This is a genomic window from Terracoccus sp. 273MFTsu3.1, from assembly GCF_000383675.1.
GTDB lineage: Bacteria > Actinomycetota > Actinomycetes > Actinomycetales > Dermatophilaceae > Terrabacter.
On record NZ_KB911827.1, the window covers coordinates 23,807 to 49,885 of the forward strand.

A 26,079-nucleotide genomic window follows, 5' to 3' on the forward strand; every position below is an offset into this window, starting at 1 on the left:
CGCCCCGGCCCGCAGCGGAGCGGCCCGGGTGCGCAACCGCCGGGAGCGCGTCGTGGTGCGTAGGGTGACGCCATGGCCCAGCGACACATCGTCTTCCGCCCGGCGCCGACGCCCGGCGACGTGGCACGGCAGCTGACGGCACGCTTCGAGGCGGTGCGTCGGGAGTTCGAGGTGCCGGACCGGTTCCCGCCCGAGGTGCTGGCCGAGGCTGCCGCGGCCGCCGGTGCCGCAACCCTGCCGGAGCGGGACGAGACCTCCGTGCCGTTCGTCACCATCGACCCGGCGACGTCGATGGACCTCGACCAGGCCATGTCGATCGAGCGCAGCGGCGACGGCTACCGGGTGCGCTACGCCATCGCCGACGTGCCTGCCTTCGTCCGCGCCGGTGGCGCCGTCGACGGCGAGGCGCGCCGCCGTGGCCAGACGGTCTACTGCCCGGACATGCGCGTCCAGCTGCACCCACCGGAGCTGAGCGAGGGGGCCGCGAGCCTGCTGCCCGACCAGGTGCGCCCCGCCTTCGTCTGGGACCTTACCCTTGCCGCCGACGGCGAGGGCACCGCGGTCGAGGTCTACCGCGCCATGGTCCGCAGCGTCCGGCGCTACGACTACGAGCAGGTGCAGAAGGAGGTCGACGCCGGCACCGCCGAGGAGTGCCTCGTCCTGCTCAAGGAGATCGGCGAGAAGCGCGTCCTGCTCGAGCGCAAGCGTGGCGGGGCGACCCTGCCGATGCCCGAGCAGGAGGTCGAGGAGGACGAGCACGGTGGCTTCCGGATCTCGTTCCGGCCGTTGCTGGCCGCCGAGGACTGGAACGCCCAGATCTCGCTGCTCACCGGCATGGGCGGTGCCGACCTCATGCTCCGGGGCAAGATCGGCATCCTGCGCACCATGCCGCCGCCGGACCCGCGCGACCTGGCGCGCTTCCGCCGGCAGGCCAAGGCCGCCGGTGTCGACTGGCCGAAGGACCTGTCGTACGGCGAGCTGCTGCGCACGCTGGACCGCACCAACCCGCGGCACCTCGCGCTCATCCACGAGGCGACCTCGCTCTTCCGCGGCGCCGGCTACACCCCCTTCGACGGTGAGGTGCCGGCGCAGCCGACGCACGCGGCCGTCGCCAACCCGTACGCGCACGTGACGGCTCCGCTGCGGCGTCTCGTCGACCGCTTCGGGCTCGTCGTGTGCGAGGCGCTCTCGGCGGGGCAGGACGTGCCGGGCTGGGTCCGCGAGGCGCTGCCCACCCTCCCCGAGATCATGGCGACCTCCGACCGGCGCACCAACGGGGTCGAGCGGGCCTGCACCGACGCCGTCGAGGCCGCCGAGCTGCACCCGCTCGTCGGGAGCACCGTGCAGGGCGTCGTCGTCGACGAGAACGACAAAGGCGTCATCGTCCAGCTCATCGACCTCGCCGTCGTGGCCAGAGCGAGCGGGTCGGCGAAGGCCGGCGAGACGGTGACCCTGCGGGTGGACGCCGCCGACGTCGGTACCGGCACGATCACGCTCTCGCTCGCCTGAGGGCTCGAGGCGCTCGGGCGCAGCCGGCCAAAAATCACTGGCCCGGCACTGCGCAGCGCTCCTAGCCTCGTCGGATGCGGGTGCGCTTCGTGAGGACCGGTGAACGGCGCTACGAGGTGCGCGTGGAGCGTGACCTCGCGACCGACCTCGTCATGAGCCCGGCGCCGGGGTGGAGCGACCTCGCACCGCACGACCTCGTCCACCTCGTCGTCGAGCACCGTTTCGGCCTCCGGGACGGCATCTTCGGCCAGATCGCCGCAGGCGGCAACGCGGGCACCTTCGTGCCCACCCAGGAGACCCGCACCAAGGCCTGGGCCCGTCGCGTCGAACGCCGGAACCAGTCGCGGGGCACGCAGATCGGGCGGTCGGAGCAGCTCGCCGCTGCCGTCTACCCGGCATGGCTCCGACACCGCGGGATGACGCCTGACCGCTACGACGAACGGGCCGGCGCAGCAGCAGACCTCGGCGCCCGTGAGCTCGACGAGGTGTTCACCGACCTCGACCGGCTGTCGGCGCAGTGGTCCGGGCTCGCGGTCGGCGAGAGCGTCGACGTCGACTGGCCCTGGCCCGAGCGGCGCTGAGCCCCGGCGCACACCCGTGTGCACCCGTCGGCGTCAGGACCCCGCCGGCTGCACACGCCAACCGGCCGGAGACGACGTATGCCGTCACGCCCGGCGGGGCGGACGGCATACGTCGTCGTGGTGTTCCGGCGCTAGGGAGCGGTGGCGGGAGCGCTCGGGGTGCCCGTGCCCGGGTCCTGCGCGGCGGGGGTCGTGGGCGCGACCGGTCCGGTCGACGCGGTCGCCTGGCCGGGGGTGGCCGGGGTGGCCGGCGTCGCGGGGGTCGTCGCGGACGGTGTCCCGGTGGACGTGGCCTGGCCCGACGTGGACCCGGCGGGCGCAGTCGCGGCGCCGGTCGGAGTCGTGGGTGCGGTGGGCGTCGTGCCCAGCGCGCCCTTGTCCGCAACGGTCCCGTCGCCCGAGGCGTCGCCCGTGGTGCCGGCAGGGCTGTCGACCACGGCGCCCGCGCTCGTGCGGCCGCCGAGGTCCGTGCCGGTCACCCGGGCGCCGGTGGCGAGCTGGAGGCCGGTGAGGAAGGCCGCGGCGATGGCGAAGACGGCCCCCGTCGTGACGAGGACCCGCCGCGCGGTCACGCGGTCGGGACGGCGCCACCACGGCTCCCGCACGATCTCGACGTCCACGCCGTCGGGCCCGCGGCGCGAGCGCACGAGCACGACGGCCTCCCTGGCGCGCGCCATGGAGTTCGTGTAGAGGCTGGCCGCGATCGCCGAGATGACGCTGAGCACCGCGGCCCCGGCGATGGTGCCGACGACGCCGAGGCGCGAGCCGAGGGCTGCTGCCGTGGCGGCGGCCATCGAGCCCCCGAGCAGCTGGGTCAGGGAGAGATCGAGCAGCTTCGCTCTGGGCCGTGCGTCGGGCTCGGCGTCTGCAGGGGCGCCGGGTCGGGTGTCGGTCAGGTCGTCGGTCAGCGGTTCGGTCATGGTCCTGGGGTCGGTTGCGATCGTCATCTCCCATGCACGACGAACGACGGTCCCGGATCGTTGACGAGATCGGGGAGGTGTGACTCGGGTCACCTCGGTCCGGCGGACCGGGGGACCCGGGGGACCGGCGCCGATTCGGGCGATCGGGCCCGACGGTGACAGACTCGGGGCGATCACTGGAGGACCATGGACGCCACCGCCCTGCACGACCGCGACCTCGCGGACCGCCGAGACCCCGACGGTGGGGACCACGGGGGAGCCGTCGCCGAGGAGGCGGCTCGTCGCCGCACCTTCGCCGTCATCTCGCACCCCGACGCCGGCAAGTCGACCCTGACCGAGGCACTCGCGCTGCACGCGCGCGCCATCGGCGAGGCCGGAGCGGTGCACGGCAAGGGCAACCGGCGCGGCGTCGTGTCCGACTGGCTGGAGATGGAGAAGGACCGAGGCATCTCGATCACCTCCGCCGTGCTCCAGTTCGCCTACGACGGCACGGTCATCAACCTGCTCGACACCCCCGGCCACGCGGACTTCTCCGAGGACACCTACCGCGTGCTCGCAGCGGTGGACGCCGCCGTCATGCTCGTCGACGCCGCCAAGGGCATCGAGCCCCAGACGTTCAAGCTCTTCGAGGTCTGCCGGGCCCGGGGCGTGCCCGTCATCACCGTCGTCAACAAGTGGGACCGGCCCGGCCTGGATGCGCTCGCGATCATGGACGAGCTGACGACCCGGATCGACCTGCACCCGATGCCCCTCACCTGGCCGGTGGGTGTCGCAGGCGACTTCCACGGCGTGCTCGACTGCGCGACGGGCGACTTCGTCCAGTTCACGCGGACACCCGGCGGCGCCACCGAGGCCATCACGACGCGGATGCCCGCCGAGGAGGCCGAGCAGCTGCTGGGTTCGGTCTGGACCGACGCGGTCGAGGAGTACGACCTGCTCCGCTCCTCGGGCCACGACCTCGACCTCGAGCTGTTCCTCTCCGGCGCGGCCTCGCCCGTGCTCTTCGGCTCGGCCGTCCTCAACTTCGGCGTACGCCAGCTGCTCGACACGCTCGTGACGCTCGCGCCCGCCCCGGGAGCGCGTCCCGACCGCTCCGGCGACCCGCGGGCGGTGTCGGCTCCGTTCTCGGGCTTCGTCTTCAAGATCCAGGCGGGCATGGACAAGGCGCACCGCGACCGGCTCGCGTTCGTCCGGGTGTGCTCGGGCCGCTTCACGCGCGGGATGGTCGTGACGCATGCCGACACGGGCCGTCCCTTCGCGACGAAGTACGCGCAGAGCGTCTTCGGCCGCGACCGGTCGACGCTCGACGAGGCCTTCCCCGGCGACGTCATCGGCCTCGTCAACGCCAACGCCCTCCGGGTCGGCGACACCCTCTTCGCCGACGAGAAGGTCGCCTTCCCCCGCATCCCGCTCTTCGCTCCCGAGCACTTCGCCGTCGCCCGCGCGGCGGTGACCGGCAAGCAGAAGCAGTTCCGCAAGGGCATCGAGCAGCTCGGCGAGGAGGGCGTCGTCCAGGTGCTGCACTCCGACCGACGCGGTGCGCAGGCGCCGGTGCTCGCGGCCGTCGGCCCGATGCAGTTCGACGTCGCCAAGCACCGGATGGAGCACGAGTTCGGCTCGCCGATCCGCCTCGAGCCGCTCGGCTACTCGGTGGCGCGCGCCGTCACGGCGGCCGCGATGCCGATCGTCGACAGCCGGCCCGGAGCCGAGTCGCTGACCCGCGAGGACGGGCTCCACGTCGCCGTCTTCGCCGACAAGTGGCGCCTCGCCTCGGTCGAGAAGGACCTGCCGGCCGGCTCACTCACTCCCATCTTCGGCTGACCTCGTGAGCCGACGCTTCGAGGAGATCGACTGGCAGCAGACGCCGATGGGCGAGATCAGCCTCCGTCGCCGGCTCGAGCCCTCACTGCTCGTCGACGTCTACGAGGTGAAGCTCGGCGAGGAGTTCCTCATGTCGAGCCTCTTCACGGTCGCGGAGGTCGAGCTGGCCCGCCTCGGGCTCGGCGCCCTGGGGGAGGGCGGTGGCGACGGTGAGAGCCTCGACGTCGTCGTCGGCGGGCTCGGCCTCGGCTACACGGCCGTGGCCGCACTCGAGGACGCCCGGGTGCGCTCCCTGACCGTCGTCGAGGCTCTCGGACCCGTCATCTCGTGGCACGAGCGACAGCTGCTCCCCGACACCGCGTCCCTCACCGTCGACCCGAGGACGACCCTGCTCGAGGGCGACTTCTTCGCCCTGGCGCGTCAGGGCCAGGGCTTCGGGGACGCACCGGCCCTGCTGCACGCCGTGCTGCTCGACATCGACCACACGCCCCACCACGTGCTCCACCCCAGCCACGCGGACCTCTACACCCGGGACGGCCTCTCGCGCCTGGCTGCGACGCTGCATCCCGGTGGGGTCTTCGCGCTGTGGTCCGACGACCCGCCCGAGGACGCTTTCACGGGCCTGCTGGCAGAGGTCTTCGCCGACGTCGCCGCCCACGAGGTGTCCTTCCCGAACCCCCTCACGGGAGGGACCTCGTCCAACAGCGTCTACGTCGCCACCACCGAGGTCGACGGCCGGACCACCGGCTGAGGCGCATCTGCTCCCACACCAGCCGAAGTCGCCCTAACGTAGGGGCGAGGACACCGACGTCCACAGGAGGTTCGATGAGCGTCACGGTCTCGGTCAACGGCGCCGTCACCACTGCCCGGCTCGCGGGCGAGATCGACACGTACACCGTGCCGAACGTGCGGGCAGCGTTCGATGAGATCGCCGTGGCACCGGGCGCCAAGGTCGTCGTCGACCTGCGGGACGTCACCTTCCTCGACTCGTCGGGTCTCGGCGCGATCATCGGGCTGTACCACCGCGTCGTCGCGGCGGACGCCCGGCTCCAGCTCGTCTGCGGCGACATCACCCTGCGGCTCGTCAGGCTGATGCATCTCGACCAGGTCATCGACGTGGTCGAGGCGTCCGACGTCGACGTCGCGCCTGTCGAGATCGCTCCCGCCGAGTCGGCACGCAGGGTCGACGCGGACCGATCCTGACCTGACCTGACGCTTCGGGCCGTCCGGGACTCGTCGGCTCAGGACGCCAGCCGCAGGTGCACGCCGATGCGCGTACGCGTCGGGCGGGCCTCGATGGTCAGCCGGTCGCTCAGCCGCTGCGCGATCCACAGTCCGCGGCCGCTCGTCGAGTGGTCGTCGAGCGCGAGGACCTCCGGCACCGACCCCGTGCCGTCGTCGTCCTCGACCGTGAAGACGAGCGAGTCGGCCGTCTCGTCGATGAGCAGGACGCCGTGGCCGCCGCCGTGGACGATGCTGTTGACCGCGATCTCGTGCACGGCCAGCACGGCGTTGTCGGCGCGGTCGGGGATGCGTTCGCCGGCGATGGCCCGCACGATCTCACGCACGCGACGCAGGTCGTCGGGGCCGAACTCGAGTCGACGGAGCTCGCGTCCCCTGGCCACCCCTTGACCCGTCACCTCTGCATGCTCCCACTTCTGCGGCATCCGTGGGTGCCCAAGCCCTTCGGCTGTCAGGATGACCCCATGAACGCGCCATGGCAGAGCCCGGCGGCGAACCGTGCGTCGGTCGCCCCGAGGCTGGCGGCGTTGGCAGGCATCGCGGCCCAGGTTGCGGCGGCCACGACGCTGGAGGAGCTCACCGAGACGATCACCGAGCGTGCGTCGACGGTCATGGGCGCCTCGCGGGCCGTGCTGGCGGTCCAGGACGGCCCGACGCGTCTGCGCACGATCGCCACCCACGGACTGACCCCGTCCGAGGCCCGGCAGTGGGCCAGCCTCGAGCTCGATGCCCGCTCGCCGCTCACCGACGCGGTCCGGACCACCCAGATCGTGTCGGTCACGGGGCGCGCCGAGCTCGTCGAGCGATACCCGGACCTCGACGACGGCACGGAGCGGTCGTCCGTGACGCTGCCGCTCATCTCCCGAGCCGACGGCTCGGCCATCGGGGCGGTGGGTTTCCGCTTCGACGGGCTCGTGGGACCGGTCGACGCGGATCTGGTGTGGGTCCTGGGGGTGCTCGCCGACATGTGCGCGCAGACGATGCTGCGGCTGCGGGCCGAGGAGCAGAGCGCGACCCGAGCGGCCCAGCTCGAGTTCCTGGCCGATGCGTCGCAGGCGCTCGCCACCACCCTCGACTACCGGCAGACGCTGCGCCAGGTCGCGTCGCTCGCCGTGCCGACGCACGCCGACTGGTGCTCGGTCCAGATGGTCGACGACGGAGTCCTGCGGACCCTCGCCGTCGCGCACATCGACCCCGACAAGGTGCAGCTCGCCAAGGAGCTCGAGACCAGGTGGCCCTCGGACCCCGAGCGGCCCGGAGGGGCGGCCGAGGTCGCGCGCTCCGGGAAGAGCCTGCTCATCGAAACCATCACCGACGAGATGCTCGTCGCCGCGGCGCGCGACGAGGAGCACCTCCGGGTGGCGCGAGAGCTCGGACTGCGCAGCGCCATGACGGTGCCGCTCATGGCCAAGGACCGGGTGCTCGGGGTGCTGACCTTCGTCGCGGCCGAGTCCGGTCGCCGCTACACGCGCGACGACGTCGCCTTCGCCGAGGACCTCGCCCGGCGGGCCGGTCTGGCCATCGACAACGCCGACCTCTACTCCCAGACCCGCCGTGTCGCGTCGGTGCTCCAGGCGACGCTGCTGCCCCAGGACCTGCCCGAGATCCCGGGCTGGCAGATCGGGACGGTCTACCGTCAGGCGGGGCGCACCGACGTGGGTGGTGACTACTACGACGTCAGCGGGCTCGACGGCGGCCGAGTCACGGTGGTCCTCGGTGACGTCATGGGCCGTGGGGTCGATGCGGCAGTCGCGGGATCGCGGATGCGTTCTGCTGCAAGGGTGCTGGCGACCCAGGACCCGGAGCCCGAGGCGCTCGCCGGCGCGATGGACCGATTCATGGCGACCGAGCCGCCGACCCAGATGGCGTCCTCGGTCTACCTGCTCTTCGAGCCCGAACGCAACGACCTCGCCGTCGTCGTCGCCGGGCACCCGCCGCCGCTGCTCGTCCAGGGCGGCCGGACCCGATTCGTCACCGAGGACGGCTCGCCGGTGCACGGCCTCGGTGAGGTGCCACGAGCGTCGGCCCGGGTGCCCTTCGCCGTGGGGGACCTGCTCCTGCTCTACACCGACGGCCTCGTCGAGCGCCGCGGAGAGAGCATCGACATCGGGCTCAAGCGCTTGCAGGCTGCCGCCGAGGAGCTCCTCACCGGGGCTGACGACGACACCGACCTCGACGAGATCCTCGACGAGCTGACCGAGTCGGTCTCCGACCCGGACCGGCACGACGACGTCGCCGTCCTGGCGTTCCGCCGCGTCGTCTGAGCGGACGGCCGGCCTGCGTCGGTGCCAGGGAGGGCTCGCCGGTGGGCGCGGACGCAGCGGACGGCATACGCCCCTATGCTGGTGCGCGGATGAGTCGGCCAGACGGTCGCGTCAGGGCCTCGGCCCTGCCGAGGAACGTCCGGGCTCCACAGGGCAGGGTGGTGGCCAACAGCCACCCGGGGTGACCCGCGGGACAGTGCCACAGAGAACAGACCGCCGGCCGCTTCGGCAGCCGGTAAGGGTGAAACGGTGGTGTAAGAGACCACCAGCGCTCCAGGTGACTGGAGCGGCTCGGTAAACCCCACCCGGAGCAAGTCCAGACAGCGTGTGCACGGCGCCCTCGGGCGCCGAGGAGACCGGCCCGGTCGAGTGCGCGGGTAGGACGCTCGAGCCGGCCAGCAATGGTCGGCCTAGATGGATGGCCGTCGCCACGTCACCGGCAACGGGGACGCGGAACAGAACCCGGCGTATCGGCCGACTCATCCACTTTCAGGCCTCTGACCTGCGGTGATGCGTTCGGTCACCCCCGTTGGTCCGCGATGGGTCCGCAAGATCTCGGAGGACTCCGTCGACGGCGGCCCTGGTTCGCTCGTCGTTGTCGGGCCAGAGGTGGCTGTAGGTGTCGAGGGTCTCGCTCGCGCTGGCGTGGCCCAGACGGGCCTGGACGGTCTTGACGGACTCGCCGTGACGGATGAGCAGCGAGGCGTGGCACCGAGGGAACCTCCGGCGGACGGCGACGAGGTAGCGCGCCCGGCCGGTGGATCCGGACGGCAGACGACCGGGCTACTGTGACGGCAGCCTCACTTTGGGGCGCATGCCCTCTCGCCTGCGAGAGGAGTTAGCTGGATTGCCCCATGGACAGCCACTTCGGACCCAGGTCCGACTCAGGCGTCAACCCCACCGACGTGTCCGAGGTCCACAACGCCTCTGTCGACGAGGATGCAGCGCAGGATGGTGCGTGCGCGCAGGTACATCTACCCACGGGTGCGATGTGCGTCATGCGACACGGTCATGACGGGTCATGCGAGTTCATCCCCGCCGCAGAGGCGGACGCAGTGCTTGCCATGCGCAAGACCGCCGAACACTGGTGATCTCCACACCTTGCGGCGAGTCCGGAGACGTCGCAGCGGACGGGCCCAGCCATTTCCCCAGCTCACGTCTGCGCCCGCAAGGGTCATCGACCACGCCGCCTGGGTGGTCGCCAGCCGATCCGCCGGCTCTGCCTGCACCTGCAGCGCCCTTGGGGAAACTGATGTCGCTCGTTCGCGCAGCTCGTGGAGACGTGCGTGCCCTGCGAGCGGGAACCGTCGACCCGGCCCTGTTGGTCGCCGCTCGTGGGGTACTGCTCGATGCCATGGAGGGCTACGCCGCCGAGCTGGACAAACGCCGTCTGCCTCTACCGCCGGGGCTTCGTGACGACCTGCGCCTGCCGCGGGCTGTCCGTGACCGTCTCAAGAGGTCGAGGTCGCGCGACAAGCGCTGAGCTGAGGGCAGCACGCAAGAACTGCAGTCGTGCACTCGCGGGGGGCCGCACGCCGGCCCCCGGCCTTCCGACGGCGGAGGGCAGCTCCGGTGTCTGCAGCCGCTCCACCAGTCCGTGACGGACTGAGAGGCGGCGGCGGAGGAGCATCGGACCCCCCGAGTCAAGCCTGGCGGACACCAAACCCGCTCGGGAGGCGATAAGCGCGTCACCGGTCGAGCCACTCTGCTGGACCCGAACGACGCCGCTACCAGGGCCTTACCCATCGGGCGGCGGTTACCCTCCGACTCACCAAACAGCGGGTCTGGGACCAGGCTTGATTCACGAGGCCCACCTGCGGCCTCGTGAATCACGCGACATCGTCTGACGCAGACCGACGCCGCTCACGCGTCGACGATGACGGGGATGATGAGGGGGCTGCGCCGCGCCTGGCGGTGGACCCATGTGGACATGGCCCGGCGGACGAGTTCCTCGACCTGCTCGATGTCCTCGATGCCTTCCTTGCTCGCCGTGGTGAGCGCCTTCTGGATGGCCGGAGTGGCCTTGGCGAAGTCGCCGGGCTGGTGCTCGAACCCGTGGGCGAGGTAGTCGGGCTCTTCGGTGAGTTTGCCGGTGTCGGGATCGACGATGCAGACGATGGTGATGACCCCTTCCTCGGCCAGGGTCCGACGTACGTGCAGGGACTCCTCGGTCGCGCCGCCGACGGTCATGGCATCGACGTAGACGAGCCCGGCCGGGACGGAGCCGGAGATCGTCGCCTGGCCATCGACGAGGTCGATGACGGCCCCGTCGTGGGCGATCAGGGCGCGCTTCGCGTCGACACCGGTCCGGATGGCGAGGTCGGCGTTGGCCCGAAGGTGGCGCCATTCGCCGTGCACGGGCAGCACGCTGGAGGGCTGCACGATGTTGTAGCAGTAGGCCAGCTCGCCGGCGCTGGCGTGCCCGGACACGTGCACCTTGGCGTTGCCCTTGTGCACGACGTTGGCGCCCCAGCGGGTGAGCTCGTTGATCACCCGGTAGATGGCGTTCTCGTTACCGGGGATGAGGGAGCTGGCGAGCAGCACGGTGTCGCCCTCCGTGACGCGGATGGGGTGGTCACGGTTGGCCATCCGTGACAGAGCGGCGAGGGGCTCGCCCTGCGACCCCGTACAGATCAGGGCGATCTGGTTCGCCGGCAGGCGTTCGAGCTGTTTGAGGTCGATGACCAGACCCTTGGGGATGTCGAGGTAACCGAGCTCGGCGGCGATGCCCATGTTGCGCACCATCGACCGGCCGACGAAGGCCACCTTCCTCCCATGATCCCGAGCCGCGTTGAGCACCTGCTGGATGCGGTGGACGTGGCTGGCGAAACTGGACACGATGACCCGGCCGGGCGTCGTCCGGAAGACGGACTCGATCGCGGGGGACAGCTCCCCTTCGGACACGGTGAAGCCGGGGACCTCGGCGTTGGTCGAGTCGACGAGGAAGAGGTCGACACCTTCCTCACCGAGACGGGCGAAGGCGCGCAGGTCGGTCACGCGGCCGTCGAGCGGGAACTGGTCCATCTTGAAGTCACCGGTGTGGAGCACCAGGCCCGCAGCGGTGCGGATCGCGACGGCGAGGCCGTCGGGGATCGAGTGGTTGACGGCGACGAACTCGCAGTCGAAGGGCCCGAACGTGCGCCGGTCGCCCTCGCTCACCCGCACGGTGACAGGGGTGATGCGGTGCTCCTGCAGCTTCGCCTCGAGGAAAGCGAGCGTCAGGCGGGAGCCGACGACTGGGATGTCCGGCCGTTCCCGCAGCAGGTAGGGGACGCCACCGATGTGGTCCTCGTGCCCGTGCGTCAGGACGATGGCGTCAACCTTGTCGAGACGGTCACGGACCCAGGAGAAGTCGGGCAGGATCACGTCCACGCCCGGCTGGTGCTCCTCGGGGAACAGGACGCCGCAGTCGACGATGAGCAAGCGTCCGGCGTGCTCGAAGACCGTCATGTTGCGCCCGATCTCACCCAGGCCACCGAGGGGTACGATCCGCAGGCCGTCGCGTGGGAGCGTGGGGAGGTCCTGGGACCGTCGGGAGCCACGTCCCCGGCCACGCGACTGCTGACGACGACCGCTGCCCGCGCTCACAGTCCACCTCCTGGACGGGAGGTGACGGCCAGGCACTCCCGGGCGGTTGGAGGCGAGGGCGTTCGCCGGCCGGCTGGACCGATCCAGTGCGATATCACGGTCATCCTTTCATGTTGGGCAACGGCTGGCGGCGAACCGAGGTGTCGCACCTCTGCAAGCGCGTCGCCGTCATGTCTGGCATGTCACAGCGAGAATGATTCCATGAGCGTCCGGCAGGCCTTTCCCCTTGTCAGGGCCGCCACGACAACCGGGCCCTGGCTACCGCTCGTCACGCCCGCGACATCTGACGGTACGTGCGCCGGGACGCGTCAAGCTGGACGCTAACCCGGACGCGCGGTCTTGAGAGCAGTGGGCGTGCTTCCTCTGAGGGGCGTCAGCCCGATCCGACGAGGGCCTCGGCCTCGTCGGCGGTGTCGGACGCGTCCGGCCTCCTGGGCGAGCACGGCGGCGAAGGCCCTGGCTGCTCTGCGGTGTTGCGGGTCCTCGAGCACGTTGAGCACCGCGGCCGCGCTCCGCTCCGGCGGTGCGGTCCGGTCCACTCGGACGCCCGCAGAGAGGCGCTGAACCCGGACGGTGTCGTCCCTCTGGTCCCGTCACACGGGCCTGCAGACGGTGGAACCGGGGCCTTCGCGGCCCTCGGCCCGCTGGCGTACGCTTCAGGGAACGTAGCCCCGGACCCGGCCAACGACGACGCATCGGAAGTGGTCGTATGCCGAGCCGGGACCTTCCCGAGAGCCACGAGGCTCCCTCTGTGCCGACCGTGAGGCTGAGTTGGCCGGGAGGCAGTCCACTCACGTCGCCGGGGCAGACGCACTCCTCCGAGACGGACGCGGTGGGGTCGAGCCCCGGCGGCGTCAGGGGTGTGGGCCGCCCGGTTGAGCCGTGGAACCAACCGGACCCCGATCGGTTGGTGATTCACACCGGGCAGCGTCAGGCCCTGTGGGAGCGGCTGGTGCTGGGCGTCTTCATCGCCGTGCCGTTCCTGGCCCTCCTCTGCGCGCTGCCCATCGCATGGGTGGTCGGCTGGGTGACGTGGCTGGACATCGCGCTGGCGGCGGGGATGTACGGGGTCTGCATGCACGGAGTGACCATCGGCTACCACCGCTGCTTCACGCACGGCGCGTTCAAGCCGATCCGACCGCTGAAGATCGCGCTGGCGATCGCCGGCAGCCTGGCCATCGAGGGCGCCGTCAACACGTGGGTGGGGGATCACCGCAAGCACCACAAGTTCTCCGACAGAGCCGGTGACCCGCACTCCCCGTGGCGTTACGGAAACAATGTGCGGGCCCTGGCCAAGGGCCTGGTGTACGCGCACGTGGGGTGGCTTTTCGAGGCGGAACAGAGCGACAAGAGCGCCTACATTCCCGACCTCATCCGAGACAAGGACATGGTCCGCATCTCCAAGGCATTTCCCGCGCTGCTGACGATCTCCCTGCTCCTTCCCCCACTGGTCGGCGCTCTGGTGACCCGCTCATGGATCGGGGCAGCCACCGCCTTCTTATGGGGGACCTTGGTGCGCCTCGGTCTGGTCCACCATGTGTCGTGGTCGATCAACTCCATCTGCCACGCGATCGGAGAGCGCCCGTTTGCCAGCCGTGACCGCGCCGGCAACGTCGCTTGGCTCGCAGTGCTGTCGATGGGCGAGTCCTGGCACAACCTGCATCACGCCGACCCGACGTGCGCCCGGCACGGCGTCCTGCCTGGCCAGCTCGACTCCAGTGCCCGGATCATCCGCTGGTTCGAGCAGCTGGGCTGGGCGAGCGACGTGCGCTGGCCCAAGCCCGCCCGGCTGGCCGCCAAACGCGCCCCCTGAGCGGACCGCCTCGCCCGTTGCCCGACCGTTCCGAGTCCTGGCGCAGGCCAGGAAGCGAGTGGCCGGTACGCCGGCCTGTTCGAGGGCCCGGTTCCCATTCCCTGGTGACACCCAGCTGTCACGTTTCCCCGTTTGAACCTGGCACCGGCGCGGTGCGTCGTGATGTGTGGGGCCGACCCTGAAAGGTCGGCGCCCGTGGGAGGCGGTCAGAGTGCTAGCCAAGCGATGGGTGATCGCAGGACTCGTTGCAGTCGCTGTCGTGGTGGTCCTTCTCGCGATCGTCTACGGCGGTGGCGGGGGCGGTGCCGGGGGCGGGGGCAGCGGCTACTGAGCCGCCGACCTCGTTCGCCCACGCCGTCTGTCCGGCCGAATCCCCTTCTCCGCCGGATCAGCCGACAGCGAGAAGCACGCAGGCGACGGCGAGGCAGGCCGTCAGCGCCCCCATGCCCCATCGTTCAAGAGGGTGCCGACCGGCGACGTTTCCGGCTGTGTTCAACGCGAAGAGAGCGGCGAAGCCCCAGCAGGCATAGCTGAGCCCGGGGTGCCCTGCAGTGGTGCCGAGCACACCGCCACGCAGGAGTAGCACCCAGCCGACCACCAGGAGGACTGCGGCGGTGACAAGGCTGGCGGCCCGATGCCTGACCGGCAGCGTCCCGTCTGCCAACGCCACCCGGCCGCCATAGGCGGCGCGGCCCCAGGGGGCTCCTGCGGCAAGCCCCAGCTGGAACGCGATCGCGACCAGCAGTAGAGCACTCGCGGCGATGGCCAGGCTGCTCATGGCGGTAGTCATGCCGCTCCTCTCGGTTTGTCCGCCGGGGAGGGGCGGCTGTCGCGTCGCCAGTCGCGGATGTGGCACTCACATCCCTTGGGCCAAGTGCTTGGTGAACAGGGTCGTGACGCGGTGGTCCCCCATGATGACCGACATCGACGATGCAGTCAGAGCGACCCACCGTGATGGCGCATCCTTGAGCCGGGGATCGAGGTGCTTCGCGCGATCGTTGCTGATGCAGGGGATGGGCGTGGCTTTCGGTGGATCGGCCGACTCATCGGCTGGCAGACCCTCTGACCTGCGGTGATGTGCCTGGACACCTGGTCACGCGAAGACTCTCGGTCTGGCTACAGTCAGGCATGCCCACCTTCGTTCTCATCCCGGGAGCCGGTGGGTCGGCGTGGGTCTGGAGTCGGGTCACGGGGCTCCTGTCCGAGGCCGGTCACGACGTGATCGCGGTCGATCTGCCCGGCGACGACGAAACCGCCGGGCTGTCCCGCTACACCGAGCTGGTGGTCGACGCGATCGGTCCGCGGTCGGACGTCGTGCTCGTCGCAGGGTCGCTCGGAGGCTTCACCGCGCCGCTCGTCTGCGAGCGGGTGCCCGTCCGTGAGCTGGTGCTGGTCAACGCGATGATCCCTGATCCCGACGAGACCCCTGGTGACTGGTGGGCGCACACGGGGGCGGTGGAAGCCCAAGAGGAGGCAGCCCGTGCTGGTGGCTACGGTCCCTTCGACGTGGCGACCTACTTCCTGCACGACGTCGACGCAGAGGTCGTGGCCGAGGGCGAGCCGTACCAGCGCGCCGAGGCCGACGTCGTCTTCGGGTCGGTGTGTGACTTCACCGCGTGGCCGGCGATCAGGATCCGTGTCCTCGTCGGCGCCGACGACCGCTTCTTCCCGGTTGGCTTGCAGCGCCGGGTTGCTCGCGACCGGCTGGGCGTCGAGGTCGACGTCCTTCCGGGTGGGCACTTGCTGCCACTCGTGCAGCCTCGGCTGGTGGCCGACTACGTGGCATGGTTCACGACGCCGCCCGGAGCCGGTCGGGGTGCGTGACTCCGGACACGAGTCAGTTCGAGATCTTCACCGTCCTGGTCGCCGTCCCCAACGTGACGCCCGCAGAACTTCTCAGGGTCATCGTGACCGTCGCGGTGGCGGCGTTGTCGGCGCGCATCTGCCAGGCGACCGATTTCGTCCCCCCACCCGCGACCGTTCCGGTCGGTTGCGTCGAACTGGTCGGGTTCGTGAGCCGCAGCGCGTTGGTGGGCGTGAAGCTGACCACCACGGTCGAGCCGGTCGCCGTTGACGTACCGCCGTTGGTGACCGTGGCCGTCGCCGTGAAGGACTGACCCCGGCGCACGGTCGCCGGCACGCCGCTGAGACCAACGGACATCCCCGACGGCGGAACGCTCGTCGGCGTCACGGTGACGGTTGCCGTCCTCGTGGTGCTGCCGGAGAACGCCGTGATGGTGACCGGCGTGCTCGCGGCCACCGAGGACGTCGTCACCGGGAAGCTCGCCTGAGTCTGGCCCGCTGGCACGGAGACCGTCGGGGGCACCTGGGCCGCGGACGAGTTGCCGGTCGCAAGGGTCACCGACGAGCCTGCGCTCGGCGCAGCGGAGCTCAGCGCCACGGTCCCCGTCGCGTTGCTGCCGCCGGTGACGCTGGCGGGGGCGATGGACAACGACACCAGCGACGGCGCCGTCGGTCCGGCAGCGAGGTTGATGAAGGCGGAGCGCGTGACGCCGCCCGCGCTCGCGTCAACCTGCACCGTCGTGAAGGCGCTCGTGGCGGTGGTGGTGATCGCGAAGCTCGTCGAGTTGTTGCCGGCCGGAACGCTGACCGTGGCCGGAACCTGGAGGACTGCGGGGTTGCTGCTGGTCAACGTCACGGTGCCGCCACCGGCCGGTGCCGACGTGACCAGCTCGACGATGCCCTGCGTCGAGGTGCCGCTGACGATGTCGGTCGGGCTGACGCTGAACCCCGCCAGCGTCGGCGCCGTGGACCCGGGACGGATCTCGAGCAGCCGGGCCTGGGTTCCGGCGGTGAACCCGAGGCCTGCTTGGATCAGCACGTAGTACGTGGCAGGCACCGACGGCGCCGTGATGGTGAAGGTGGCGCTCGTGCTGCCGGCCGGCACCGTCACGCTCGGCGGGGTGACGACCTGGCCCTCCATGCTGCCGCTCAGGCGGATCGTGGCACCACCCGTCGGCGCCGGGCCCGTGAGGGTCACGGTGCCCGTGGTCGTCGCACCCCCCGCGATGCTGGCCGAGGTGAGCGCCAACGATGCGAGGGCGGCTGGTGGCACGGTTCCCGGCGGCGCCACGGTCAGCCACAACGACGGAGAGCGGTACGACTCGGCCCCGTAGCCCGAGTCGATCTTCACCCGCGTCGGGGCGGAGACCGTCGTGGTGTCGATCGTGAAGGACGCGCCGGTCCCGCCTGCGGGGATGAACACGGTGGGCGGCAGCGCGACGATCGCCGGATCGGCGCTGACCAGGGTCACCACGGCACCGCCCGCCGGTGCCGGGTTCAGCAGGGTCACTGTTCCGGTCGTGGCGTGGCCGCCGACCACGGTCTCCGCGCCCAGTGAATGACCCCACAGGAGCGGGAACGATCCGAGCGAGCTCTGCTGCCACGTCGTGCCGTAGGCCGCGCGGATGGAGCCGACCGAGGCACCCCCGACCGGCGATGTGGTGATCGGGGTGACCATCGCATCGGTCGCGCCGGCGGGGATGAAGACGCTCGCGGGCGTCTCGACGCCAGCCATGTCGCTGGCGACCTTCACGGTGACGCCGCCGACCGGTGCCGGCTGGGTCAACGTGACTCGCGCCTGGGTGGCGTTGCCACCGAAAACGGAGGAAGGGGTGGCGACGAGGGACAGCACGCCCAGGCCCTGCGGAACCGCTGGACCGGCGACGACGGTGAAGGTGCCCGTGGCTGACCACGGGCCCCGAACCTGGCCGTGCACGGCGCGCACGCGCCAGAAGTAGGTGCCAGGCGCCAGGGTGTCGACCAGCAGGTAGTCGGAACGGGCGAGGTTCTGGATCAGGAAGACGCCGAACGACCCGGCGAAGGCGGGGTCGTCGTCGATGTCCAGGTCGTAGGCCGGGCTCTCCCGGTTGGGCGTGTCCGACCAGTCGAAGGTGAGGGGGATCGAGCGACTCGTGCCACCGGTCGGGGAGAGCAGCGTGGGCGCGGGTGGGGTCGGGGCAGTGTTCGTGATCTTCACGTTCAGCGTGGGCGATGGCAGCCCATGCACTCCTGCAGCCGACACCGCGCGGATCCGGTAGTACACGTTGGGGATCTCGTTGCCCCAGCCGGCGCGGAACGTCGTCCCGAACTGGACCAGGTCGGTCGTCAGCGACAACGGATACGAGAACGTCGGCTCGTCGTCGGCTTCGAGGAGGTAGTAGTGCGCGCCGGGCACGGCCGTCCAGCTGATGTCGAAGAACTCCGACGCGTGGAAGCGAGCGCCGGTCGCCGGGGATGTGAACGACGGCGTGCCTGGTGCCGCGCCGAGCCCGGTGACGGTGAAGCTGCGCACCGGTGACCAGGCCGAGTCGATCGAGCCGACCGTGCCGCCGACCGTCTGCGATGCCTGCACGCGCCAGAAGTAGCTGCCCAGCGGCAGGCCGCTCACCGTGTCCGTCGTGGGCACCGGGATGCCCGCCAGCGATTCCTGGGTGAAGCCGGACGCGATCACCGTGCTGAAGGTCGAACTCGTCCCGACCTGCCACGTGTAGCTGCCGATCGGCCCGTCCGGATCGACCACCGCGCCCCACTGGAGCGTGAACGGCTCGACCACCGACGCCCCGGCGGCGGGTCCCACGAGGGCTGGCGCAGGCGGCGGGGTCACCGTCGCGGCCGAAGCGTAGGTGACCGGGAGCCCCAGCAGCCCGGCGATCATGGACAACGTGGCAAGAAGGACGAAACGTCGCATAGCGACTCCCGGTGATCGCTGATGGCCCAGGCCGGACGGTTACATCACTAGGACGTGGGGGTGGCGGACCAGGTTCGACCTCACCGATGTCGCAGGCGTGGCGGGGCATGCGGCCGGCCATCGGGCGCGGGACACACCCTGGCGGGCGTATGCCGCCCGGCCGGGTCCCGACCGGACAGCGGAGTCGACCGTGGCACCCGCTCGAACGCCTCTGGTACTGCCCGCTGGCCCGGACGGCACACGTCGGCGCGTCCGCGAGGAGCGCGCATCGCGGCCGGGACGGCATACAGCTCAACGTCGGCGGGTGCTCAGACGCGTGGGCTCGGAGCCACAGGCGCAGCACAGAGCCGAGCGGGTCCCAGCACAGTCGTACCCAGCAGGGTCGTCCTGCGGGCTCGGCCCGCGGACGCGCGGCCAACGGGCCGAACGCCGTCCCAGCCCTGACGCACCGAGGTGTCGCCGTGCAAAGCCTTCTGCTCGCAGTGCTCACACCGCTCGGCCCCTTCGCTCTGCTGCTGCTCATGGCAGTCGCCTTCGCCGAAACAGGTCTCCTGGCCGGGTTCCTCCTGCCGGCGGACACCGTGCTCGTCACCGCTGGCATGCTCGTGGCAACCGGTGCCCTGCAGCTCTCCCTGTGGCCGTCCCTCGCCGCCGTCACGGTCGCCGCGGTCGCCGGCGATCACGTGGCATACCTCGTGGGGCGCCGTCTCGCACCCGCTCTGCGGGAGGGAGGCGGATCGAGATTCCTGTCGCCCCCTCGCCTCGATGTCGCTGGGGCCTTCTTCGTCCGACACGGCGCGAAAGCCGTTGTGCTGTCACGCTTCGTGCCAGTGGCGCGCACGCTCACACCCGTCGTGGCCGGCATCGCAGCCATGGACCGCCGGCGGTTCCTCGTGCACAACCTCATCGGTGCCGCTGCATGGGCGGCCGTGATGCTCGGCGGGGGTTTCTGGCTCGGCGCCGTCCCCGTCGTGTCCAGCCACCTGGAACTCGTTCTCCTTGCGACAGTGGGAGTTTCGGTTCTACCTGGGTTGGTGACGCTGCTGCGATCCCGTAGACGATCCGAGCGGGTCTACGGAGGGCGCAGCCGAGTCGAGGCCGTCGCCGAGGTAGGCGAGCGCCGCGACGACGAGCGCCGACGTGCCCGTGTCGAGCGTGGGCTGGATCCGCGGGGCGAAGTAGGGGGAGTGGTTCGGCGGCGCCGTGACACCTGCGGCGAATCCTCCGACGCCCCAGTAGAAGTAGGGCGTACCGAAGGCGTCCGGGATGAGGCCGAAGTCCTCGCTGGCCGTGACTCGTCCGAGCTCGACCAGGCGGTCGGGGAAATGCTGCTCGAAGGCGCTGCGCACCCGCGCGCCGACCTCGCCGTCGTTGCTCGTGAGGGGGTACTGGTCGTAGTACTCGAACGTCGGTGACTGCGGTGACCTCGCTGCGTCGCATTCCGCACGCACGATGCGCTCGATGGCGCCCAGCACCTGTCGACGGACCTCACCGTCGTACGTGCGTACGTTGAGCAGGAGCACCGCACGGTCGGGGATGACGTTGCTCTTGGCGCCGGCGACGCTGCTTCCGACCGTCACGACCGCGAACACGCCGCGCTCGAGCTCCCGGGCCACGACGGTCTGCAGCCTGATCACGATGGATGCTGCGAGGACGACGGGGTCCACGCTCAGGTGCGGCATCGAGCCGTGCGAGCCCCGGCCGAAGACGGTGATCCGGATGCTGTCGCCCGCTGACATCACCGGTCCGATGGTCGTCCCGATCGTGCCGGCCTCGAGCCCCAGCACGTGCTGGGCAAAGGCGACGTCGGGCCTGGGGATGCGTTGCTCCAGCCCGGCGTCGAGCATGGCGCGAGCTCCGGACGCCGTCTCCTCTGCGGGCTGGAACAGGGCGACGAAGGTGCCGCCCCACTGGTCGCGGCGATCCGCGAGCAGCTCGGCCGCACCGAGCAGACAGGTGACGTGGACGTCGTGCCCGCAGGCGTGCGAGACCGCCACCGTCGCACCTGCCTCGTCCGTGGCCGTAGCGGTGGACGCGTAGGGCAGGCCGGTCAGCTCCCTGACGGGCAGTGCGTCCATGTCGGCGCGACACAGGACCGTGCTGCCCTCGCCGTTCGACAGCACGCCCACGACACCGCCACCCAGACGCTGGACCTCGAAGCCCCACTCGTCCAGACGCTCGGCGCAGACGGCGGAGGTCCTCGCTTCCTGCCCGCTCAGCTCCGGGTGGGCGTGCAGGTCGCGGTAGAAGTCCTCCCGCCGGCCTCGCGTGTCATGCAGCCCGGCCAGCACCTCGTCGGCGGATGTAACGAGCGGTCACCCTTCGAGGAATCGAGAAGACGTCCCACGGCGATGTGACCCTACCCACGAACGCTGTGGGCCCGGGCGCTATCGGAGGACGAGGTACTCCACGGCCTGAAAGACGCCGAACGCCACGACACCGGTCACCGCGGCGGCCGGTCCGCGTAGCCCGGTGCTGTGCCGCACGGCGAGAGGGAAGGCCACCAGAAACAGCAGCACGTAGGCGACCAGCCAGAACCAGGTGAAGGCGAACCAGCCCGTGTGCTGGCTGATCGAGGTCTCCCATGCGGCCTCGTCGATGACGCCGAGCATGCGAAGCGGCGACGTCACCAGATCCGGCACCAGGGTGCCAAGGGTGCCCACGCCGACCGCGGCCGCCATCGCGGTGAGGACGGCGCCGAAGTCGGGGCGTCCACCCAAAGCCCTGGCGAGGAGCCAGACGACGTCACAGGCCAGGAGCCAGGCGACCAGGATGGCCGGGGCGTAGAACAGTGTTCCCCAGGCGAAATAGGTCGTCGCGTCGATACGGAGGTACGGCTCGGGCATGGCGCGCGCGCCCGCGCGTGCGAGCAGCAGCGCCACGACGGCGTAGCCGAGGGCGGCGGAGGTGAGCAGGGCGTACGCGACCCCGGGTCGCCAGAGCGGGAGACGGTCGACGTCCCGAGCCGGTGGTCTCCCTCGCCGCCCTCCGGGCCTCGCCGTCACGTTCATCTCAGCACTCCTTCCTCCCGCGGCGGCTACCAGAGGCCGTAGAACGGCCCGAAGAAGAAGAACCACGTGAACCCGAGGGTGTCGTCGAAGCCGTGCGCGAGCACGGGCGCCCACACGGTGCGGCACCGGTAGCGCAGCACGCTGAACACCACGCCCCCGAGGGTGGCGACGACGACGCCGACCGGGCCTTGCTCGGTGTGGAGCATCCCGAAGAGCACCGACGAACCGAGCACCGCGACGGCGACACGCAGGCGGCCGCGCCCCAGGACGTCGGTGAGTCGGGTCAGGAGGTAGCCGCGAAACGCGGCCTCCTCGCACACGGCCGCGAGCAGCCAGGAGGCCGCCAGGTACGCCGCGAGCAACCGGACGTCGCCGTGGAGCTCGGCGAAGGCGCTGACGTCCTGCCGGGTCCCGGTGAGGTGGTTGGTGACCGGTATCAGCACCGCGACGTCGAACAGCGTCCACGCGACCGCAAACACCGCCATCTGACCAACCAGCCTCCACACGTGAGCAGGCCGGTGGAATCCCAGGGAGCTCGGGCCGCGGTGGCGCACCAGCAGCGACAACGCGGCGAGCCCGACGAGCACGAGTGAGGGGATCAGCCAGTCGACGAGCACCGCAACTGCGGCGGCGACGACTTCGGCGGCGGCCACGACGCGCCACACGTCGCGGTGCCGATCCCTCGGCTGGAGCTGCTCGGTCGTGCGGCTGTGGTCGTCACCTGACGGGGCGAACGCGGGGGTGTGCCTGGCAGCCATCGTCGGTCACCGCCTCGGATCCGCGTCTTCGCCATGGCAGAGCGATCCGGGCTGAGCGATTCCAGAGAGGTCGCGAGTGCTGAACATGGTTCGCCTCCAACCCCGACGTTAGGACTGCCCGGACGTCACGGTCAGGGTCTTTCGACTCCAACGGATCGTGATCTGCACCACCGCCCCCACCCGGCCGGTGGGACGCGCGCGGGTGCCACGGGCGCACCGGATTGGCGTCGGGCTCGACCGGCGCATGGGTCGGTGACGGTTGACGCGTTTCCGGAGCGGCGCGACACTCGATCTTGAGGTGGAAGGGGTAGCACCATGTCCTGGAATCTCAAGGGCGACTACGTCGAGACGTGCTCCTGTGAGCTGATGTGCCCGTGTAACCTGTCCCTCGATCACGGGGCGACCTACGACTTCTGTCGCGTCACTCTCGTCTTCGACGTCCGCGAGGGAACCGTGGAGGGGACGGACGTGTCCGGCTGCACGGTTGCGATGATCGCGGACACGCCGAAGGTCATGACCGAGGGCAACTGGCGAGTGGGCGTGTTCGTCGACGATCGCGCCAGTGATGCCCAGTTCGACCGGCTGGTGCAGGTGTTCGGCGGCCAGCTGGGCGGACCCATGGCGGCGCCGGCACCGTTGATCGGAGAGATGTTGGGCGTCGAGCGGGCGGGCATCACCGTGGACCACGACGGGCTGCGCCACCGGGTCCGGGTCGGCAGCGCCATCGACTTCGAGGTCGAGGACGTCGTGCCGTTCGGGGTGGACACCGGTGAGCCGGTGAGGTTCTCGGGGATGTTCCATCCTGTGGGATCGGACCTGACGATGGCTGAGGCGAAGCGTTCGAGCATCGATGCCTTCGGGATCCGTTACGAGGGGAAGACGGGGCTGTCGAAGTCCGGCTTCTCATGGGCCGCCTGACAGGAGCGACTCGGGTGGGGCCGGCCCACCCGGCCGAGGCCGGGCTGCGTCCGGCCTACGCTGCCGTGCGGGGCCAGGTGGTGCTCGTCGCCGTCCTCGTCGCGCTCGCTGCGGTCGGGTGGTGGTGGGCCATCCAGCAGATGCGTGGGATGGACGAGGGGCCATGGACCCAGCTCGGGACCTTAGGCTGGTTCCTCACCATCTGGGTGGTCATGATGGCCGCGATGATGTTCCCGTCGGTGGCGCCGACGGTCGCGTTGTACTCGCGGATGAGCCGCCTGCGATGGACACCCGTGGCCTTCGTCACGGGCTATCTGGTCACGTGGGCGGCAGCCGGTGTCGCCGCCTTCGTGACGGGTGTGGTGGCCGGCCGTGTCACACCTGGCGCGCTGTGGGACGACGCCGGACGACTGCTCACGGGAGCGACCCTGCTGCTCGCGGCGGCATACGAGCTGACACCTCTGAAGCAAGCCTGCCTGGCCAAGTGCCGCAGCCCCCTGGGCCTGCTCCTCGGGTCGTGGCGAGACGGCTGGGCCGGGGCGCTGCGGATGGGACTGCGGAACGGCGCCTGGTGCGTGGGCTGCTGTTGGGCACTGATGGCGTCGCTGTTCGCGCTGGGCGTCATGAGTCCCGTCTGGATGGCCGTGGTCGCCGTGCTCATCACCGTGGAGAAGATCCTTCCCTGGCGACGCACCGCGACGTACGGGGTTGCCCTCACGCTCCTCGTCCTCGGCGTGCTCGTGCTCGTCGCCCCGCAGACCGTGCCGGGCCTCGACGTCCCGACGCCGGGTCCGATGCCGATGGCCTTCCCTCACTGACCCGACCCCGACCGTCGCATGGACATGAAGGCGTTGCCGCCGACCGGGACCTGCGAGCTGAGCACCGTGGGGCGGCGCAGCGGCCGGGTGCGCCGGGTCGAGATCTGGTACGTCGTCGTGGAGGGTCAGATCGTTCTGTCCGGCACCCCCGGCCCGAGGAGCTGGGTGGCCAACCTGCGCCCGCATCCCGAGGCGGTGCTGCACCTGCGTGAGCCGGCGATCGACCTCGATGTCATCGCCGAGGAGGTCGTGGACCGGGCCACCCGGCGCCGGATCATCGAGCAGGCGTGGCGCCTGCAGCCCTGGTATGCCGCGCAGCCCTACTCCCTCGACGACTGGGTGAGTCGCTCACCGGTGATGACGCTCGCGCCCGCTGCGGCGACCGCGTGACAAGGGCCCACACCCGAGAGGCGAGTACTGGCGCCCCGCTCGGCGGCATGGGAGGACCAAGCGTCCTCAGCGCGACACCGTCGGACATCCCTCGAGCAGCGTTCTGCGTGACGCTGCGTCCGGCGCGAACCCGCGACGCGTCACTCGGTGGCGGCTCGACGTTGCTCGTCGTCGAAGGCGAGGTGGACGGCCGCCTCCTGGGCCGAGGCGCCCGCGGCGACGGCAGAACGGGTCAGCCCGATGTTCCGGGAGGTGGCGGCCATGGCCGCGGCCACGCGGCCGCGGCCGTAAGTCATCGAGTTGGTGGCGGCGACGCCGATGCTCGACCCGACCTCGATGGCGTCCTGGTCGGCGCCCATGTAGAGGAACTGCCACGCGTACTCGGAGGTCTGCCGCTCGATGAGCGCCTTGACCTGGGCGTGGGTGAGCTCGCGTGAGGAGTTCTCGTGGCCGTCGGTCATGATGCCGACGATGACGACCCCCGGACGCTCGTGCTCGGGCAAGGCGGCGAGGCGGGCGCCGGCCTCGCCGACGAGCCGCCCGATGGAGTCGAGCAGCGCCGTGGACCCGCGCGGTGACAGGGACAGCGGCGGCACGTCGGCCACGGGTACGTCCCGGTAGACCTCCTCGTACTGGTCGTCGAACTGCGCCAGGGTGACCCGGCACTCGCCGGGCTGGCTGCGCTGCTCGGTCATGAACGCGTTGAAGCCGCCCTCGGTGTCGTCCTTGATCGAGTGCATCGACCCGCTGCGGTCGAGCAGGAAGTAGAGGTGTGTGAGGTTCGGGTTCGTCATGGCGTCTCCTCCGTGGTCGGGCTGGGCTGGTGATGGTCAGGTGCTGCGGCGGGCGCGGAAGCGCAGCGGGCGGTCCGCCGCCTCGGGCCCGGGCCGGTGGCGTCCTTCCTCGAGGTCGTAACGGGCACGCTCGACGCCGGCGGCCGTGACGCGTCCGGCCTCGGAGCCGTACGCGCCGAGCAGGCTGGTGCGGGCCAGGCGCGGCCCGACGGCATTCTCCGACAGGCCGGCCAGGGCGCCGGCCGTCCGGATCGTGCCGCCCTCGGCCACGAGGACCGCCGCCATCGCCTCGTCGACGGCGGCTGTCAGGTGCTCCTGGGCGGCTCGCAGGAACGGCAGCGCCTCGTGGGGGCGGGAGGCGTCGGTGCGCGCGAGCGCCTCGCGTGCGGCGTCCACCGCCGTGCGCAGGGCCTGCTCCGTCTCGGCCGGGAGAGGCCGTCGTGCGTCGTCGCTCATCCACTCACATTAGGCGCAGTAACTGCGGCTCCGCAAGAGTTGAGTCGAGAGGTCGTGCCGCCGGGCCACCACCGGGCCCGGAATCCTGTGCCCAGATCTGCTGCAGGCTCAGGGCAGCGGACCCTTGGGCCCGTGGTCCTTCTGGTTCTGCACGGCCCGCGCGACACGGTCATCCGTGTCCGCCTGGCGCGAGTCCGCGGCGCTGTCGTCGGTGGACCCCGAAACCGCCGAGGTGACCTTGTCGGTCGCCGTCCGGGCGGCATCGGCCACCTTGTCCGCCACGACCGGCGCCTGCTCGCGCACGAGCTGGGCACCCTGGTGCGCCTTCGCCTGCACGCGGGGGTCGTCCTTCAGCTGGCCGATCGCGCGCATGAACTGCTCGTAGGGCTCCCGGCCGGCCCGCGAGCCGAGCAGGAATCCGACTGCGCCGGCGGTGACGATGAGCAGTCTCTTCATGGGGGCCTCCGTGTGTCCGGGTCGGTCGC

The 26,079-nt window shown here is 70.9% G+C and carries 22 protein-coding genes, 1 other RNA gene and 1 pseudogene; 13 read left to right on the forward strand and 11 right to left on the reverse strand.

Going from position 1 to position 26,079, the window contains the following annotated elements; translation table 11 throughout:
- Positions 1-72: 72 nt before the first annotated feature.
- Together H283_RS0119905 and H283_RS0119910 are read left to right on the forward strand one after the other, a co-directional pair.
- Entirely contained in the window at positions 73-1,509 is a 1,437-nt protein-coding gene (locus H283_RS0119905) for an RNB domain-containing ribonuclease (RefSeq protein ID WP_020145288.1), read from the forward strand.
- A 74-nt stretch (positions 1,510-1,583) separates the two neighbouring features.
- Positions 1,584-2,090 (forward strand): hypothetical protein, encoded by a 507-nt coding sequence (locus H283_RS0119910; RefSeq protein ID WP_020145289.1) that lies wholly within the window; start codon positions 1,584-1,586, stop codon positions 2,088-2,090.
- A gap of 131 nt (positions 2,091-2,221) precedes the next feature.
- On the opposite strand, the gene H283_RS0119915 is transcribed toward H283_RS0119910, so the two are convergent.
- Positions 2,222-3,010 (reverse strand): hypothetical protein, encoded by a 789-nt coding sequence (locus tag H283_RS0119915; protein WP_156023341.1) that lies wholly within the window; start codon positions 3,008-3,010, stop codon positions 2,222-2,224.
- Between the two features lie 186 nt (positions 3,011-3,196).
- Here H283_RS0119915 and H283_RS0119920 point away from each other — a divergent pair, with 186 nt between their 5' ends.
- The 3 genes from H283_RS0119920 (at position 3,197) to H283_RS25850 (ending at position 6,034) form a co-directional block, all read left to right on the forward strand.
- A complete protein-coding gene (locus tag H283_RS0119920) occupies positions 3,197-4,831 on the forward strand; it encodes a peptide chain release factor 3 (RefSeq protein ID WP_020145291.1) in 1,635 nt (544 codons plus the stop codon).
- Positions 4,832-4,835: 4 nt separating this feature from the next.
- A complete protein-coding gene (locus tag H283_RS0119925; RefSeq protein WP_020145292.1) occupies positions 4,836-5,582 on the forward strand; it encodes a hypothetical protein in 747 nt (248 codons plus the stop codon).
- Positions 5,583-5,656: 74 nt separating this feature from the next.
- The gene (locus H283_RS25850; protein WP_020145293.1) at positions 5,657-6,034 is read left to right on the forward strand and encodes an STAS domain-containing protein; all 378 of its coding nucleotides are present in this window, start codon (positions 5,657-5,659) and stop codon (positions 6,032-6,034) included.
- A 38-nt stretch (positions 6,035-6,072) separates the two neighbouring features.
- On the opposite strand, the gene H283_RS25855 is transcribed toward H283_RS25850, so the two are convergent.
- Positions 6,073-6,471: an ATP-binding protein gene (locus H283_RS25855; protein ID WP_196806032.1), complete on the reverse strand. Its 399-nt coding sequence runs from the start codon at positions 6,469-6,471 to the stop codon at positions 6,073-6,075.
- Between the two features lie 66 nt (positions 6,472-6,537).
- On the opposite strand from H283_RS25855, the gene H283_RS0119940 reads away from it, so the two are divergent.
- Together H283_RS0119940 and rnpB are read left to right on the forward strand one after the other, a co-directional pair.
- The gene (locus H283_RS0119940; RefSeq protein ID WP_020145295.1) at positions 6,538-8,337 is read left to right on the forward strand and encodes a PP2C family protein-serine/threonine phosphatase; all 1,800 of its coding nucleotides are present in this window, start codon (positions 6,538-6,540) and stop codon (positions 8,335-8,337) included.
- A gap of 90 nt (positions 8,338-8,427) precedes the next feature.
- Positions 8,428-8,823: RNase P RNA component class A (gene rnpB / locus H283_RS26960), an RNA gene on the forward strand.
- Positions 8,824-10,200: 1,377 nt separating this feature from the next.
- Here the strand turns inward: rnpB and H283_RS0119950 are convergent.
- A complete protein-coding gene (locus H283_RS0119950; protein ID WP_231372334.1) occupies positions 10,201-11,787 on the reverse strand; it encodes a ribonuclease J in 1,587 nt (528 codons plus the stop codon).
- A gap of 1,048 nt (positions 11,788-12,835) precedes the next feature.
- On the opposite strand from H283_RS0119950, the gene H283_RS0119955 reads away from it, so the two are divergent.
- Positions 12,836-13,738, forward strand: a complete 903-nt coding sequence (locus H283_RS0119955) for an acyl-CoA desaturase (RefSeq protein WP_231372339.1) — start codon at positions 12,836-12,838, stop codon at positions 13,736-13,738.
- Between the two features lie 388 nt (positions 13,739-14,126).
- Here the strand turns inward: H283_RS0119955 and H283_RS26920 are convergent, their stop codons facing one another.
- Complete coding sequence (locus H283_RS26920) at positions 14,127-14,528, reverse strand: hypothetical protein (RefSeq protein WP_020145299.1); 402 nt, start codon at positions 14,526-14,528, stop codon at positions 14,127-14,129.
- 338 nt (positions 14,529-14,866) lie between these two features.
- Here H283_RS26920 and H283_RS25870 point away from each other — a divergent pair, with 338 nt between their 5' ends.
- On the forward strand, positions 14,867-15,562 hold the full coding sequence (locus tag H283_RS25870; RefSeq protein WP_020145300.1) for an alpha/beta fold hydrolase: 696 nt from the start codon (positions 14,867-14,869) through the stop codon (positions 15,560-15,562).
- Between the two features lie 13 nt (positions 15,563-15,575).
- On the opposite strand, the gene H283_RS0119970 is transcribed toward H283_RS25870, so the two are convergent.
- A complete protein-coding gene (locus tag H283_RS0119970) occupies positions 15,576-18,449 on the reverse strand; it encodes a hypothetical protein (protein ID WP_156023343.1) in 2,874 nt (957 codons plus the stop codon).
- 521 nt (positions 18,450-18,970) lie between these two features.
- On the opposite strand from H283_RS0119970, the pseudogene H283_RS28705 reads away from it, so the two are divergent.
- Positions 18,971-19,378, forward strand: a pseudogene (locus tag H283_RS28705) (DedA family protein); the annotation flags it as partial.
- Between the two features lie 93 nt (positions 19,379-19,471).
- Here H283_RS28705 and H283_RS0119975 read toward each other — a convergent pair.
- The 3 genes from H283_RS0119975 to H283_RS26925 form a co-directional block, all read right to left on the reverse strand.
- A complete protein-coding gene (locus tag H283_RS0119975; RefSeq protein ID WP_020145302.1) occupies positions 19,472-20,740 on the reverse strand; it encodes an amidohydrolase in 1,269 nt (422 codons plus the stop codon).
- A gap of 96 nt (positions 20,741-20,836) precedes the next feature.
- On the reverse strand, positions 20,837-21,331 hold the full coding sequence (locus H283_RS25875) for a hypothetical protein (RefSeq protein WP_156023344.1): 495 nt from the start codon (positions 21,329-21,331) through the stop codon (positions 20,837-20,839).
- A gap of 155 nt (positions 21,332-21,486) precedes the next feature.
- The gene (locus H283_RS26925; protein ID WP_020145304.1) at positions 21,487-22,218 is read right to left on the reverse strand and encodes a CPBP family intramembrane glutamic endopeptidase; all 732 of its coding nucleotides are present in this window, start codon (positions 22,216-22,218) and stop codon (positions 21,487-21,489) included.
- Between the two features lie 315 nt (positions 22,219-22,533).
- Here H283_RS26925 and H283_RS0119990 point away from each other — a divergent pair, with 315 nt between their 5' ends.
- The 3 genes from H283_RS0119990 to H283_RS25880 are packed head-to-tail and all read left to right on the forward strand — an operon-like array spanning position 22,534 to position 24,344.
- Entirely contained in the window at positions 22,534-23,136 is a 603-nt protein-coding gene (locus tag H283_RS0119990) for a DUF1326 domain-containing protein (RefSeq protein ID WP_020145305.1), read from the forward strand.
- A 14-nt stretch (positions 23,137-23,150) separates the two neighbouring features.
- Positions 23,151-23,954 (forward strand): DUF2182 domain-containing protein, encoded by an 804-nt coding sequence (locus H283_RS0119995; protein WP_020145306.1) that lies wholly within the window; start codon positions 23,151-23,153, stop codon positions 23,952-23,954.
- 24 nt (positions 23,955-23,978) lie between these two features.
- Positions 23,979-24,344, forward strand: a complete 366-nt coding sequence (locus H283_RS25880; protein ID WP_196806033.1) for a nitroreductase/quinone reductase family protein — start codon at positions 23,979-23,981, stop codon at positions 24,342-24,344.
- 140 nt (positions 24,345-24,484) lie between these two features.
- On the opposite strand, the gene H283_RS0120005 is transcribed toward H283_RS25880, so the two are convergent.
- The 3 genes from H283_RS0120005 to H283_RS26930 form a co-directional block, all read right to left on the reverse strand.
- Positions 24,485-25,138 carry a vWA domain-containing protein gene (locus H283_RS0120005; protein ID WP_020145308.1) on the reverse strand — a complete coding sequence of 218 codons (654 nt, stop codon included), beginning with the start codon at positions 25,136-25,138 and terminating at the stop codon, positions 24,485-24,487.
- Between the two features lie 36 nt (positions 25,139-25,174).
- Positions 25,175-25,594: a hypothetical protein gene (locus H283_RS0120010; protein WP_020145309.1), complete on the reverse strand. Its 420-nt coding sequence runs from the start codon at positions 25,592-25,594 to the stop codon at positions 25,175-25,177.
- 108 nt (positions 25,595-25,702) lie between these two features.
- Positions 25,703-26,050: a hypothetical protein gene (locus tag H283_RS26930; RefSeq protein WP_020145310.1), complete on the reverse strand. Its 348-nt coding sequence runs from the start codon at positions 26,048-26,050 to the stop codon at positions 25,703-25,705.
- Between the last annotated feature and the right edge of the window lie 29 nt (positions 26,051-26,079).

Excerpts from the sequence above, each read along its gene's own strand:
- H283_RS0119905 (WP_020145288.1), top strand. The coding sequence starts at position 73 with ATGGCCCAGCGACACATCGTCTTCCGCCCGGCGCCGACGCCCGGCGAC.
- H283_RS0119910 (WP_020145289.1), top strand. The coding sequence starts at position 1,584 with ATGCGGGTGCGCTTCGTGAGGACCGGTGAACGGCGCTACGAGGTGCGC.
- H283_RS0119915 (WP_156023341.1), bottom strand. The coding sequence starts at position 3,010 with ATGACCGAACCGCTGACCGACGACCTGACCGACACCCGACCCGGCGCC.
- H283_RS0119920 (WP_020145291.1), top strand. The coding sequence starts at position 3,197 with ATGGACGCCACCGCCCTGCACGACCGCGACCTCGCGGACCGCCGAGAC.
- H283_RS25850 (WP_020145293.1), top strand. The coding sequence starts at position 5,657 with ATGAGCGTCACGGTCTCGGTCAACGGCGCCGTCACCACTGCCCGGCTC.
- H283_RS0119940 (WP_020145295.1), top strand. The coding sequence starts at position 6,538 with ATGAACGCGCCATGGCAGAGCCCGGCGGCGAACCGTGCGTCGGTCGCC.
- H283_RS0119950 (WP_231372334.1), bottom strand. The coding sequence starts at position 11,787 with ATGACGGTCTTCGAGCACGCCGGACGCTTGCTCATCGTCGACTGCGGC.
- H283_RS26920 (WP_020145299.1), bottom strand. The coding sequence starts at position 14,528 with ATGACTACCGCCATGAGCAGCCTGGCCATCGCCGCGAGTGCTCTACTG.
- H283_RS25870 (WP_020145300.1), top strand. The coding sequence starts at position 14,867 with ATGCCCACCTTCGTTCTCATCCCGGGAGCCGGTGGGTCGGCGTGGGTC.
- H283_RS0119970 (WP_156023343.1), bottom strand. The coding sequence starts at position 18,449 with ATGCGACGTTTCGTCCTTCTTGCCACGTTGTCCATGATCGCCGGGCTG.
- H283_RS26925 (WP_020145304.1), bottom strand. The coding sequence starts at position 22,218 with ATGGCTGCCAGGCACACCCCCGCGTTCGCCCCGTCAGGTGACGACCAC.
- H283_RS0119990 (WP_020145305.1), top strand. The coding sequence starts at position 22,534 with ATGTCCTGGAATCTCAAGGGCGACTACGTCGAGACGTGCTCCTGTGAG.
- H283_RS25880 (WP_196806033.1), top strand. The coding sequence starts at position 23,979 with ATGAAGGCGTTGCCGCCGACCGGGACCTGCGAGCTGAGCACCGTGGGG.
- H283_RS0120005 (WP_020145308.1), bottom strand. The coding sequence starts at position 25,138 with ATGACGAACCCGAACCTCACACACCTCTACTTCCTGCTCGACCGCAGC.
- H283_RS0120010 (WP_020145309.1), bottom strand. The coding sequence starts at position 25,594 with ATGAGCGACGACGCACGACGGCCTCTCCCGGCCGAGACGGAGCAGGCC.
- H283_RS26930 (WP_020145310.1), bottom strand. The coding sequence starts at position 26,050 with ATGAAGAGACTGCTCATCGTCACCGCCGGCGCAGTCGGATTCCTGCTC.